Origin of the sequence: Paraburkholderia franconis (genome assembly GCF_009362735.1) — a bacterium.
Lineage (GTDB): Bacteria > Pseudomonadota > Gammaproteobacteria > Burkholderiales > Burkholderiaceae > Paraburkholderia > Paraburkholderia franconis.
This window is the reverse complement of the sequence record NZ_WHNP01000030.1, coordinates 1-12,869: the sequence shown is the minus strand read 5'-3', so window position 1 is coordinate 12,869 and position 12,869 is coordinate 1. Positions and strand designations below refer to the sequence as shown.

Below are 12,869 nucleotides of genomic sequence, written 5' to 3'. Positions count from 1 at the left end.
CTCTCCTGAAAAATGGCTTCCACATCACTTTAAAGTTTCGCTGGACAGAACTCAAGTTCTAAAAAATGCCATTTTCGGGGTAAACCCGTCTTATCCGAGTGTCGTCATCATTTTATAGTTCTCTTCAATAGAACTATGGTCTGTCAGATAGAACAAAGGAATGAAGGGATGTCTGATTCCAAAGTGTTGATTAGTGAGGTCGGGCCTCGCGACGGCTTGCAAAGCATCAAGAGCGTCATGCCGACAGCGGCAAAGCTACGCTGGATTTCCGCACTCGCGGCAGCCGGTTTGAGGGAAATTGAGGTCGGTTCGTTCGTCCCGCCGAAGTTGCTTCCGCAGATGGCAGACATCCGCGAAGTCGTCGCCCACGCGTTGTCGATTCCCGGTCTGCGCGTTGCGGTGCTCGCGCCCAATCTGCGTGGTTGCCAGAAAGCCTTCGAAGCAGGAGTTCACAAAGTGACACTCCCGGTCTCGGTGACCAACGAACACGCGATGGCGAATATCCGCAAGACCACCGCGCAGTTGATTGATGATGTCCGCGAGATTGTCGCTTTGCGCGACGCTCAATACCCCAGCATAGAGATTGAAGCGGGCGTCTCCGTCGCATTCGGTTGCACCATCGCTGGTACGGTCACAGATGACCAGACGATGCGCATGTGTCAGTCGATGGCCGATTGTGGCGTCGATGAGATTGGTCTGTCCGACACGAGCGGCTACGCCAATCCGACCCAAGTCCGACGGCTGTTCCGCCGCCTGCAGTCCGAGTTTGGCAACAAAGCAGGTGGAGCGCACTTTCACAACACGCGTGGTCAGGGTCTGGCCAATGTCGTTGCGGCGTTGGACGTAGGTGTCACGACCATTGATGCGAGCCAGGCGGGTCTCGGCGGATGTCCATATGCGCCGGGCGCTACCGGCAACATCGTCACCGAAGACCTCGTCTTTCTTCTCGAAGCAATGGGCTACGACACCGGCATTGATGTGGACGCACTTGTTGCCGCTCGCTCCATTCTTGCAGAGGCGTTGCCCGGCGAAGCGCTCTACGGTCACGTGCAGGACGCGGGGCTTCCCAAAGGGTTCACATACGCGGACGGGCGCGCGCCGAGCGCGCCGCAACCGGAAGGCTGTCTCTTGGGAGTGGCGCAATGAGCGAAGTGCAGGCGAATCATTCTCTGCCGTATAGCGGCGTGCGTGTCGTCGAGATGACGCACATGGTGATGGGTCCGACGTGCGGCATGGTACTAGGCGATTTGGGCGCCGAGGTTATCAAGGTCGAACCCATCGCGGGCGACAGCACGCGCGCGCTTCGCGGCTCCGGCGCGGGATTTTTCAGCACTTTCAATCGAAACAAGAAAAGCATTTCCGTCGACGTGAAAGACGCGCGGGGCGTAGAAGTCGTTCACAAGCTTCTTGTGGGCGCCGATGTCTTCAGCGAAAACTTCAAGAGCGGCACGATGGACAAGCTCGGGCTCGGGTACGCCGCGTTGTCGAAGCTCAATCCGCGTCTCGTCTATGTCTCGCACAAGGGCTTCCTCCCCGGACCCTACGACCATCGGACCGCACTCGACGAGGTCGTGCAAATGATGGGGGGGCTCGCCTACATGACCGGACCCGAAGGCAGGCCATTGCGCGCCGGCACGAGCGTCAATGACATCATGGGCGGCATGTTTGGCGCCATCGGTGCGATGGCGGCGCTGGCTCAGCGCGAGCGTACAGGGCGCGGCCAGGAGGTTCAGAGCGCATTGTTCGAGAACAACGTGTTCCTCGTCGCCCAGCACATGATGCAATTCGCGGTGACCGGGAAGGCGGCAGCGCCGATGCCGAGCCGTATTTCAGCTTGGGCCGTTTATGACGTGTTCGCGGTCAAAGGCGGTGAGCAGATTTTCCTTGCGGTCGTGTCCGATACGCAATGGGCGATTTTCTGCGACGCGTTTGGTCTCAATGAACTTAAGTCCGACGAGCGCATTGCTACTAATAACCAACGCGTACAGGCCCGTGACTGGCTGCTTCCGCAACTGCGCAAGCACATGGAGGCGTTCACTGCTGCTGAAATCAGCGCCGTGTTCGAGCGGTGCGGTCTGCCATACGCACCCATCACGAAGCCTCAAGACTTGTTCGAAGATGAGCACCTGCTGGCAACGGGTGGCCTGGCTGACGTGATTTTGCCGGCCGACGCCAGCGGCGCGGGACAGCCTGTTGTCACCAAGACAGCCTTGTTGCCCCTGACGTTGAGCGGTGAGCGCCTTCGACTGCGAGCAGCGCCGCCGTCGCTCGGGCAAGACACCCGCACACTACTTCTACAGGCCGGTTACACGTCAGAGGACGTCAGGCAGTTGACCGAGGCAGGGGTCGTGAAGTGCAACGACCAGAAGCCAGGCGAAGCATCGAATCCGTCGGCGAACGAACTCGCTAGCGCCTGACGCTCACCAGCACATAAAGAAACAATGGCCGCAAGGACTTGGTGCTTTGCGCGGCCGAGATTTGCCGGAGACGAATCATGACATCCATTTCCTCGAATATGACGGCCGATAACGCTGCCGATTCGACGCTTGAGCAACGAGCCGTGCAGAAAGCGGCCTGGCGGTTCATTCCGATTCTCGCGCTTGCGTACTTCTTCAACTATCTTGACCGCACAAGCGTCGGCTTCGCCGCGCTGACGATGAATCGCGACCTCGGGCTAACTGCGACGCAGTTTGGCTGGGGCGCAGGCATCATGTTCGCGGGTTACTGCCTCTGCGAAGTTCCAAGCAACCTCGCGCTATATCGTTTTGGCGCACGGCGCTGGCTCGCCCGCATCATGATTACGTGGGGCTTCTTTGCAGCAGCCACGGCACTTGCCGTGGGACCGACGAGCTTCTACGCGATTCGCCTTCTGCTTGGAATCGGCGAAGCAGGCTTTTTCCCCGGTGTGATTTTCTTCCTTGCCGTCTGGTTTCCCGCAAACTACCGGACTCGCGTGCTTGCATGGTTCACCGTGTCGACGCCGCTGTCCTCGCTTGTTGGCGGCCCCCTCTCCACTTGGCTGCTCAAAATGGACGGGACGCTTGGTCTCGCTGGCTGGAAGTGGATGTTTATCGTAGAAGGTTTGCCGGCTTGTCTGCTCGGTTTCCTCGTTCTGAAACTGCTTGCGGACAAACCTGCCGATGCTAAGTGGCTTTCTCTCGAAGAGCGCGAAGCTCTCCAGAGCGCGTTCGACCGCGAAGGCTCGGCGGCCCAGAAGAAAAAGAACTTTGCCGCTGCGCTCAAGGACGTGCGAACGTACATCCTTGCACTGATTTCCTTTGGCTTTACGATGGGCTCCTACGGCATTGGTATCTGGTTGCCGCAGATGCTCAAGGCCCACGGTATGACCGTGATGCAAACTGGCTGGGTCTCTGCGGTTCCGTATTTCTTTGCGACCATCGCGCTTCTGTGGTGGGCGAAGCAGGTGGACCGTCGCGGCGGCCATATCGCAAACCTGGCGGCGGGCCTTTTCATTGGTGCCATCGCGCTTGGTGTTTCGACCTACTTCCTGCAACTCGTTCCGGCTATGACCGGGATTACCTTGGCGCTCATTGGCACAATTGCAGGGCGCACCATCTTCTACACGTTGCCGGCGAAGTTTCTTTCGGGGCAGGCCGCGGCGGGAGGATTGGCGCTGATTAACTCTATCGGCGCACTGGGTGGCTTTGCAGGCCCGTACCTCGTGGGCTACCTGAAGGACAGCTTTGGCACTTTCACAGCGGGCCTACTGGGCTTGTCCGTCGTGCTTATCGTCACGACTTTCCTGACGCTCTCGCTCTTCGCGTTCAACAAAGGAGAGCAAGCATGAACACCGGCTACTCTTCGCAGCGTCGAAGACTACTTCGTGCGGCAGCAGCATCAATGATGGTTCCAGCGCTTAGTCAAGGGCGAGCGTTTGCAGAGGAGAAGCACACCATGAGCACAAGCAGCAATTACCTTCCGGTTCGAGCGGATTGGCTTGCGTCCGGCACCGAAGCGGCGCTTGAGCCGGACTTGCCCATCATTGATGCACACCATCATTTTTATGAGCGCCCGGGCTGGACCTACTTGCTTGATGAATATCTGCAGGATGCTCGCTCAGGCCACAATATTACGGCGTCGGTCTTCATGCAGGCGCTGACACGTTACCGGAAGGATGGGCCAGTAGAACTGCGCCCGGTTGGGGAGATTGAATACGTCGCCAATGTCACAAAGCTGTTGCAGGCCGAAAAACCGCAGGTCGGGAAAGGAATGGTGGGGTATGCAGACCTGCGTCGCGGAGCGGCGGTGCGCGACGTGCTCGAAGCCGAACTGAAGGTCGGCGATGACCGCTTTCGCGGCGTAAGGCACCTGGTTACCTGGGACGCTGACCAAAGCCTGATGAACCCGCTGTCCGCCGGGCCACGCGGTCTGTTGCTTGACTCCCAGTACCGCGCGGGCGTCGCGCAACTCGCTCCTCTCGGACTGTCCTACGACGCGTGGCTGTTCTTCCCGCAGCTGCCTGAACTGTTCGATTTGGCAAAGTCCAATCCAGACACACCAGTCATTATCAACCACTGCGGTGGTGTCGTACGCATCGCAAGCTACGAGGACAAACGCAAGGAAGTGTTCGACACTTGGTCGAGTTCGATGCGTGAACTTGCCCAGTTACCTAACGTGTACGTGAAAGTCGGCGGCTTAGGCATGCGCGTCAACGGGTTCGACTTCGAGAAAGGCGAGCGCCCTCCGTCCTCCGCGCAACTGGCCGAGGCATGGAAACCCTGGATGCTCACATGCATCGAAACCTTCGGCGCTGACCGTTGCATGTTTGAGAGCAACTTCCCGGTCGACAAGGGCTCATATCCGTTCAGCAATGGATGGAACGCGTTTAAGCGGCTCACAGTGCATGCGAGTGAATCGGAGCGGGACGCGTTGTTTCGAGGCACGGCGAGAAAGGTATATCGGCTTGCCTGATTACAGGAATTGTCGGAAGCGAGCTCCGAGCATGTCGTTCCCTATGAGCGCGCACCGCGTTCGCGTGAAAACATTCTCATAGTCGGTCATCATTTCTTGCCTCGATGGAACAAGCTCACGAGGTGTCGACTATCTCGATGTGCAGCGCGACGAGGTTGCTTGCGGAGTTCGAAGTTTTGGAAACTGTGACGAGTAGCCAGTATCGATGTCGCACATCCGCGCGAGGCATCTATAAAAAAAGCGCGGAATGCCAGGTCACGGCGTTCCGCGCTACAAGGTACTGCAAGGAGTCGGTTATCGAATGAGGAAACAGTAAGTCAGCGGGTCGTGCTCCTCCACAATTCCTTTTGACGTCACCGGCCGTACGGCACCGGAAGGCCGTTTTTGATGACATATACGGTCGTGGGTGCGCCCTTCAGGTCGCCGTATTCATCGAAGGTGTAGGTGCCTGCCACACCCTTGTAGTTGGTCTTGGCCAACTGGGCGATAAGCTTTGCCTTGTCGGTCGTGGTTCCAGCTTTGACCATCGCATCGGCCAACAGCTTCACGCCGTCATAGTAGCTGACCCCATACACTTGCGTGTCCGTGTTGTACGCGGCTTTGTACTTCTTCAAGAACTCGCGGCCGGCTGGTGTCTTATCGAGCGAAATACCGCCTTGTGCGCAGTACACGATGGACGCCGCATCGCCCGCCACCTTGCCCATATCGGCTGAGCAGATGCCGTCGCCACCGAGCAGCTTCGCACGAAGTCCCCGTGCTTTCATCTGCTTCGCCATCGGCGCGCCCTGCGAAGCGTAGCCGCCGAAGAAGATGACATCCGGATTCTTGGACTTGATGCTCGTGAGAATGCCCAGAAAATCAGTCGCCGACGAGTTCGTGAACTGCTGGTCGACGATTTGGATTCCGTTTGCCTTCGCCTCTTTCACGAACTGCTCGGCCACCCCTTGCCCATAAGCCGTGCGGTCGTCGATAACCGCGGCGGTCTTGGCCTTCAACGTCTTGGCAGCAAACTGGCCCATCGTCCCGCCTAACTGCTCGTCACTCGCGCCGATACGGAAGATGTTCTTGAAGCCTTGCTTGGTCAGCGCCGGATTGGACGCCACCGGCAGCATCGGTACCCCGCTGGTGTTGTACACGCGGGATGCCGGAATAGCCACGCCCGAATTGTACGGGCCCAAGACAGCAATCACGCCGCTGTCAACGAGTTTCTGTGCGACTTGGACGCCAACCTTGGGGTCTGCCTGGTCGTCTTCGGAATCAAGTTTGAACGTTACCTTCTGGCCCGCAACCGTAACACCGCTTTTATTGAGTTCATCGATAGCCAGGCGAGCGCCGTTTTCGTTGTCTTTGCCGTTCGGCGCCTGCGGGCCCGTGAGTGGGGCAGAGTGACCGATTGTGACGACCGTTTGTGCATCGGCGGTTGCGATGAAGCCGACGGCTGCAAGGACGGCCATTGTTGTATTCAGGCGGCGCATGTAGTCTCCGAGGATTGGACCGGTGAGTGCCAAGACTAACCGCGCTTTGCCTCTTGAGCAACCTATCGAAAGTACGAAAGCCCCGGTCGACTGACGAATTTGGAGTGGATGCGGAAACAGTCCCGAGGGCAGACCGACGGTCTGCAACCGAGGTAAAAGAGTAAAGAGGGCTTCCGTCCATCTGATGGCAAATTGCGTTGCGTAGCGGAGCGTTTCGATGAGCGGTGTTGCGTCCTTGGGAACACCGGGCGGGTATACATGCCAGCAGCCGTCGGTAAGTCGGAAGAAATACATCGAGCGCACGTCCGTCTGCGACTATACCTCGACAAAGGAATAACGCGCCCCCCGGCGCAGTCGGCCATAGTTGATTACGCGAACCAGGTCGGCCGTTTCAGGAGCGAGCCACTCTTGCACTTGGTCCCGTAGCGAACGGGCGCTTTCGGACTTCATCACATATTCCAGAAGCCAGATAACTTGAGACTGTTGACAGCGCCGCAACGGTAGCACCACGCGGCGCTGACAATGTCGGCGTTACTGGCCGATTTGTCGGCTAACCAGTTTCTCTTGTTGGTTGAGCACACGCTTCTCCTGCCGCATATATCGCCACTATTCTTGCTTGCCATCAGATGTTCTTCGCGACGGATTTGATGGTCATCGCGATGCAGACGCATCGCGTCTGCATGGGATATTTCGCCTTCCCAGACTTCCTGATGAATTCGGCGGTCCTGATTGGCCAAGCGATGATTGACCTCGGCCAGGCCCGGTCCGGCCCGGCGCCGGTGCGATGCATAAATGTCGAAAAGCAATTTGTTGCCTAAATGAGAAGTGGCAATTCGAAGGTTTCGTGCCTAGAGCTTTCTCGCACACGCCAGCACAGCGGGCATGGGTACTCGAACTCCTCTTTCATCCTTATACGCGGCCGCTCTATCAGCAACAGCCTTCTCGATAAGAGTCAGCGCCTCTGGTGTTTGCGCCTTGAGGATTGCGGCGACCCGAACGCCGCCACGCATCAGTGCATGAAAAGGGGTTTCCGGTGCGGGATGGCCCAGGTCTGATTCACGGTCTGGACTTTTGGCTCCGTGAATCCCGCTTCCCGCAGTACGCGCATGCATTCCTGCTCGTCACTGAATCGGAAAAACGGCGTCCCCTCGGGCAGACCAATGTCCGTTTTGCCATGAGTTTCGATTGCCCTAAGTACCATGTCTAGCGCAACGGCCTTGTCGCGGCTCGCCCAGACCGTGAATCCAATCCGGCCACCCGAGCGCAGAACCCTGTATGCCTCGAGCGGCGCTTTTTCCGGGTGCGAGAAATGGAACATGCCGAAATTGATGCCGACCGCATCAAAGCTCGCCCCCGGAAACGGCAGGTCCTCTGCGTTGCCCACTTTGAAAGTGAGCCAGGGATTGAGACGACTCGCCTGTTCGACCATCGCTGCCGCGATATCTACACCGACCGCGTCGGCACCTCGGGCGAACGCTGCTGCAGCCACATACCCTGGCCCTGTCGCAATATCAAGAAAGCGCGTGTCGGGCCCGACTTCCAAGATGTCCAGCAATGCGTCATTAGACTGCGTTGTCAAATCGGCGTAGTAAGAGTGATACGGTTGGGCAAGCTGCTCCCAGCCTCGGCGTTCGAACGCAGTAAAGGCATCTTCTTCCATTTCACGTCTCACCCTTCCATTGCTTACGAGCGAGCGCCATCGGAGTCCAGGTAGTGCATGGCGCGCTTCCCTTGACGACCGGCAGGTTACCAACCTGCTTCGCAATGCCACTACCGCGGAGCGGACCCTGCCGCCGATATTGCGCTCAAGGCAATTTGCTAAGGACCCTCTTTATCTCGTCAAACGAAAACGCGCGCACGGTCTGCGTCCGCACGTTTCCCATCGCACCGACCGCCAGTCCAACAGCGGCGAGTGCTTCTTCGTTTGGGGCCTCAAAAATGACGACGCCGTCGTAGGTTCCCAAGGTCCAGTAAATGTCCTTCACAGTCACGCCGGCTTTCTGTGCTATCTCTTTTACTATGCCGGCTCGGCTCGTGGTGTCCTTCACTGCACGGATGCCCTGGTCCGTAAAGTTCCACAGGCTGATGTAAGTTGCCACGATGTATCTCCTAATCCAAAGATGGGTCCTGACACGGACGCGTTGGATGTCAATCTTTTTCCATCCCGGCGGTTAGGGGCTCAGTGCCGTCGGAGTCACCGCCTCCGCCCGACACCGAACCGTGACTGTGACCAGTGATGTACTGGCTGCTTTCAACATACGGCTGAGACCGAGCGAGCGGTCGCCGCGCGCGACAGGCTGTATTTCCAGGATGCCGCCCTGGACGCATTGCTTACCGCCCACGTTTCGTCACCACTACCCGAGCGGATGCAAGTCGACCGACTCCGCAGGGAACGCATCCAAAGCGACGCGGCTGTTTGAATTAGTCGAGATTGCGAGAAGCCCTGTCTGGCTGACAGCGCATCGACCGAGCGTTCCCTCAGGCACCCCATATTGAGCTGAGTAATACTTCGTTAGCGGCCCTGTTGCTTGCGACCGGAAGCCTACGCGTTGCAGGTTAGCCGCGAGCAAGTCGACCCAGAGGTTGCCCGGAGTCGTGACGTACGTGAGGTCGAGGAATGAATCCCCTAGACACGCCCCGGAAAGTGACGCGCCGGTAACGGGACGAACGCCGAACAGTTCGGGATTGGTCGACAATTGAGTATTGAAGTCGGGCGGGAGTTGCCCATTAACGACGCCCGTCAGCTGAATCACCCACGTGTTCGCGTTGTGCGTGTAAAGCAGCACGTGCACCGAGACATTGCCGCTGCCGTCGGTAAGTGGTTGCACGATTGCCTGGCTATTCTGATAGTCAATTGTCGTGCCGAAATTGAAGAATTGATTCGCCAAGCCCGCATAATCGACCGTAGCGAGGAGAATCGGTGGCGTTGGCGCATTGTGTAACGTCGCGAGGCGCGAAAACCAGTCGGCGTAATTTGCCGCGGGCGGGAGTTGCCCGAAAAACTGCCCTTGTGCTTTCAGCCAACTGTCAATCGGGTAGATGGTCGCAGCCGTTGCTTCACGTGGTAACAGACCCAGGCTGCCGACAGCTGCACCGGCCGCAATCCCGCCAGCGGTCTTGAGCCAGCCACGACGGGAGAAAAGGAGAGAACGCGCGTCTTTCATGGGGACCTCCTAATTGCAAAACGTGTTCTACGGGAGGGGCCGGACCGTGTGGACGGCGCAAAGAGGTGCGCACAGCGGTCAACGCGATGCCGGCAGCAGTGGCTCAAGAGGTTGGCCAGAGGTATTCCTCAACTGCACGCACCGTGCGAATTGCTGTCTTCGCACCGCGTCGATTTGTGTTGCGCGACATCAGCGTTTCCGATGCGCGCCGCACGAGCGAATTGCGAACTGTTCGGCCAGCCTAGTACCAACGAGTAGGCTCGAATTCCGGCAGTTAAATGCATTTCGCATTAGTCGTTATAGGCTGATGGCCTGAAGACAAGCTGAAGTTGTTTCCTGTTGCACGAAGAACAGGCGCATTTTCGATGGCAGAGTTTTCTGGAAGTGTCCCACGAAGAGATAACGTGACTGATGTCCCGTTGGACCTAAGCCTGCCAACATACTGCCGCCGTTTCCGTCGCGATGGCTTACGCACGCTACTCGACCGAGACATCAGGTTCCCCATCGTCTGACGCCGGACGGATGCGTGTAATCGGCCCGATTCGCCAGAGGTCGACTTGCATGTCAACTATCGGCGTCGCAGTCACCGCGACAGCTACCCCATCTGATGCAGGCAGTAGCCCAGAAAACGCAGCAATACCGACGCCGCATACTGGTATAAGCGCAAACGTGGCGACGGCGACAATGGCAACTGTGCGTATCGACTTTGATTGGGCCGTATCTGGAAATGCGTTCGTCATGTCTATCTCCTGTCTGGCCTCATTAGACGCAACGACCATGCCGACGAAGATTCGCTCGGGGTGTCACCATCCGGACCAAGGCCGCCGCGGTATCGTTGTGTGGCGTGCATGAACGCAACACGGCAAAGTTGGATACCGGTGAACGTTTCGGTAAGGACGTTGTACCGAACGGTACGCAATGCGAACGCTTGCCGCGTGTCGGGAGGTAACGCATCGTGGAGGCCCTCTCTCAAGACACGGCTCAGAGTGTTCACGGCAGACACACCGCATGCTCAATCTCTGACCATAACGAGTGCTCGACTTGCCTCCCAGGCGGACAGATTTTTGCCACTGCAGAGACTTTGGACGTTTCGGTTGCCGTAAGTGGGATAACGATGGCAGTTGCGGATTTATACAGGGCGGTCGATGGACAGGAGGGAATTGACACCCACTGTTCGCACGACAGGGGTGCTCTGCTCTGTTCTCGTTCGGTTAAATGCGGCAGATGGGACACCTGTGAAGAAATTGGGTCACGAGAATTTCTGAATCGCAACGAGGTGTTAATGTGAAGCCGAATACTCTTCAAGAAGATGGAAGTCTCGAGCAATAACCGTTGGCATGAATTGCCGCAGAAACTAAATCCACGTTCGAATTCGTGCGTCGATGTACCTTCGCGAAGGATGAAGCGCGTAGGTGTTCATCTTCTGCAAAGTGTACTCGGGAAGAACACGAAGCAAGCTGCCGTCCGTGAGGCCTTCGAGCGCCGTATAAACCGGCACGACCCCGATTTCCATGCTCGCACGTGCAGCCATGGCCACACCATCCTGCTCCTTCCACGCGAGGTAGTGCTCACGCATAGCTTGTTTGACTGCGCCTGACGAGAACTCTTCCGACGGGCTTGATAACAAAGAAGCCGGCACAGGTATTTGCCCTTGCCGGCTTTTGACCTCAGAGAAGCGATGACGCTATCGACGACGATTGTTCACGAGAGTGGCGGGAACAAAGAGGACAAGAAGTCCGCCGATGACGAGGCTCACTGCAAGCGCCAGCACCCCAGCACCTGCCGAGCCGGATGCCTGCTTGATGACACCAATCAGGGAGGGGCTGACAACGCCAGAAATGCTGCCGACCGAGTTGGCGAGTGCCAACCCTGCGGCGGCAGCTGCACCGCCGAGGAAGGCGGGAGGAATTACCCAGAACTGCGAGATGGTGGTCATCACGCCCATTGTGCCCACCGTCAACGCAATCATCGCCGCCAGGGGCGAGCCCGAGAACCATACGCTCATCGCGAGGCCAAATGCACCGACGAGTCCCGGGATAATCAGATGCCAGCGACGTTCGCCGGTTCGGTCCGAGTTGTGACTCACGAGCACCATCGCAAGCGCGCCAGCTGCGTAAGGAACCGCAGTTAGCAACCCCACATGGAACGCATCCGACACCCCGCTCGATTTAATCAGAGTTGGAAGCCAGAAGCTGACACCATACAAACCCATCGTATAGAAGAAGTAGATGGCGCTGACCAGAAGCACCTTCGGGCTGACCAGACCGTCCTTCAGCGAATGCAATGCGCTCGGCGCCGACTCTTCTCTGAGCTTCTGCTCAATCAAATCCTTCTGCTCTTCGTTCAGCCACGTTGCGTCGCGCACCTTGTCATCGAGATAGAAAAACGCAGCGACACCTAGAAGTGCAGTCGGCACGCCTTCGACCAGAAACAGCCATTGCCAGCCGGCAAATCCGTGCGCACCATTGAACGCCGTCATAATCCAGCCGGAGAGCGGGCCGCCAATGACGCCAGACATTGGGATGCCAGTAAGGAAAAGCGCGGTAACTTTTGAGCGCCGTGATGCAGGGAACCAGTACGTCAGGTAGAGCACAATGGCCGGAAAGAAGCCCGCTTCCGCGACGCCCAGAAGAAACCGCATGACGTAGAACATCGTCGGCGTTTTGACGAACATCATTGCGGCAGAGATTAGACCCCATGTGACCATGATTCGCGCAATCCAGCGCCGCGGACCGACGCTCAAAAGCAGCAGATTGCTTGGAACTTCGAAGAGCAGATAACCAACAAAAAAGACGCTTGCACCAAATCCGTAGACCGCCTCGCTGAAGCCAAGGTCGCTAAGCATTTGCAACTTGGCGAATGCGACGTTGATGCGGTCGAGATAGGCGAACAGGTAACAGACAAAGAGGAACGGTAGTAGGCGCCACGTCGCTTTCGTAAAAGCGGACGTGTCCGCGCTTTCCACGTAGGTGGCTGGGCTGTGGGAACTCACATATGTCTCCTAGCAGGTTGTTGAAAAGCACCTCGTCATGAGGACCGAAGCGATGATCAGGAGTGTTTCGTGTGCAATTTCCAACTGAAATCCGGATGCGCCGATCAGTTTGCGCAGGCAACGCGCCTGCGCGGGGATGCCAGGCCTCGCGGGCCGCGCGCATCGGCGGCTCATTGCACCGCTCCGGTATGCCCCGCGCCCATTATTCGCGCCATGCGCGTGAGATTGCTCGCGACCATTGTCAGCTTGAAGTGCTGGTCGACCCGCTTGATGCCGCGATACACCGTCTGCCGGATCCGACCGACC

Annotated in this window: 9 protein-coding genes and 2 pseudogenes; 4 read left to right on the top strand and 7 right to left on the bottom strand. The window is 57.8% G+C overall.

Annotated features, from left to right (window positions below):
* Positions 1 to 168 precede the first annotated feature (168 nt).
* From GCT13_RS27295 to GCT13_RS27280, 4 genes are all read left to right on the top strand, one after another.
* A complete protein-coding gene (locus GCT13_RS27295) occupies positions 169 to 1,146 on the top strand; it encodes a hydroxymethylglutaryl-CoA lyase (protein ID WP_152763322.1) in 978 nt (325 codons plus the stop codon).
* Complete coding sequence (locus tag GCT13_RS27290; protein ID WP_152763319.1) at positions 1,143 to 2,417, top strand: CaiB/BaiF CoA transferase family protein; 1,275 nt, start codon at positions 1,143 to 1,145, stop codon at positions 2,415 to 2,417. The genes GCT13_RS27295 and GCT13_RS27290 overlap by 4 nt, the downstream gene beginning before the upstream one ends.
* Positions 2,418 to 2,494: 77 nt before the next feature.
* Complete coding sequence (locus GCT13_RS27285) at positions 2,495 to 3,808, top strand: MFS transporter (RefSeq protein ID WP_152763317.1); 1,314 nt, start codon at positions 2,495 to 2,497, stop codon at positions 3,806 to 3,808.
* Positions 3,805 to 4,932 (top strand): amidohydrolase family protein, encoded by a 1,128-nt coding sequence (locus GCT13_RS27280; RefSeq protein WP_152763315.1) that lies wholly within the window; start codon positions 3,805 to 3,807, stop codon positions 4,930 to 4,932. The genes GCT13_RS27285 and GCT13_RS27280 overlap by 4 nt, the downstream gene beginning before the upstream one ends.
* A gap of 353 nt (positions 4,933 to 5,285) precedes the next feature.
* Here GCT13_RS27280 and GCT13_RS27275 read toward each other — a convergent pair whose 3' ends face one another.
* From GCT13_RS27275 to GCT13_RS27240, 7 genes and pseudogenes are all read right to left on the bottom strand, one after another.
* A complete protein-coding gene (locus GCT13_RS27275; RefSeq protein ID WP_152763313.1) occupies positions 5,286 to 6,407 on the bottom strand; it encodes a branched-chain amino acid ABC transporter substrate-binding protein in 1,122 nt (373 codons plus the stop codon).
* Positions 6,408 to 6,938: 531 nt separating this feature from the next.
* A pseudogene (locus GCT13_RS50940) lies at positions 6,939 to 7,171 on the bottom strand (hypothetical protein); the annotation flags it as partial.
* A 245-nt stretch (positions 7,172 to 7,416) separates the two neighbouring features.
* Complete coding sequence (locus GCT13_RS27265) at positions 7,417 to 8,067, bottom strand: class I SAM-dependent methyltransferase (RefSeq protein ID WP_321574655.1); 651 nt, start codon at positions 8,065 to 8,067, stop codon at positions 7,417 to 7,419.
* 145 nt (positions 8,068 to 8,212) lie between these two features.
* Entirely contained in the window at positions 8,213 to 8,506 is a 294-nt protein-coding gene (locus GCT13_RS27260) for a GYD domain-containing protein (RefSeq protein ID WP_321574654.1), read from the bottom strand.
* 255 nt (positions 8,507 to 8,761) lie between these two features.
* The gene (locus GCT13_RS27255; RefSeq protein WP_152763309.1) at positions 8,762 to 9,571 is read right to left on the bottom strand and encodes a hypothetical protein; all 810 of its coding nucleotides are present in this window, start codon (positions 9,569 to 9,571) and stop codon (positions 8,762 to 8,764) included.
* A gap of 1,684 nt (positions 9,572 to 11,255) precedes the next feature.
* Positions 11,256 to 12,563 (bottom strand): MFS transporter, encoded by a 1,308-nt coding sequence (locus GCT13_RS27245; protein ID WP_321574653.1) that lies wholly within the window; start codon positions 12,561 to 12,563, stop codon positions 11,256 to 11,258.
* 170 nt (positions 12,564 to 12,733) lie between these two features.
* Positions 12,734 to 12,869 (bottom strand): annotated as a pseudogene (locus GCT13_RS27240) (IS5/IS1182 family transposase); the annotation flags it as partial.

Coding starts and splice junctions, on each gene's coding strand:
- GCT13_RS27275 (WP_152763313.1), bottom strand. CDS start 6,407: ATGCGCCGCCTGAATACAACAATGGCCGTCCTTGCAGCCGTCGGCTTC.
- GCT13_RS27255 (WP_152763309.1), bottom strand. CDS start 9,571: ATGAAAGACGCGCGTTCTCTCCTTTTCTCCCGTCGTGGCTGGCTCAAG.
- GCT13_RS27265 (WP_321574655.1), bottom strand. CDS start 8,067: ATGGAAGAAGATGCCTTTACTGCGTTCGAACGCCGAGGCTGGGAGCAG.
- GCT13_RS27285 (WP_152763317.1), top strand. CDS start 2,495: ATGACATCCATTTCCTCGAATATGACGGCCGATAACGCTGCCGATTCG.
- GCT13_RS27280 (WP_152763315.1), top strand. CDS start 3,805: ATGAACACCGGCTACTCTTCGCAGCGTCGAAGACTACTTCGTGCGGCA.
- GCT13_RS27295 (WP_152763322.1), top strand. CDS start 169: ATGTCTGATTCCAAAGTGTTGATTAGTGAGGTCGGGCCTCGCGACGGC.
- GCT13_RS27290 (WP_152763319.1), top strand. CDS start 1,143: ATGAGCGAAGTGCAGGCGAATCATTCTCTGCCGTATAGCGGCGTGCGT.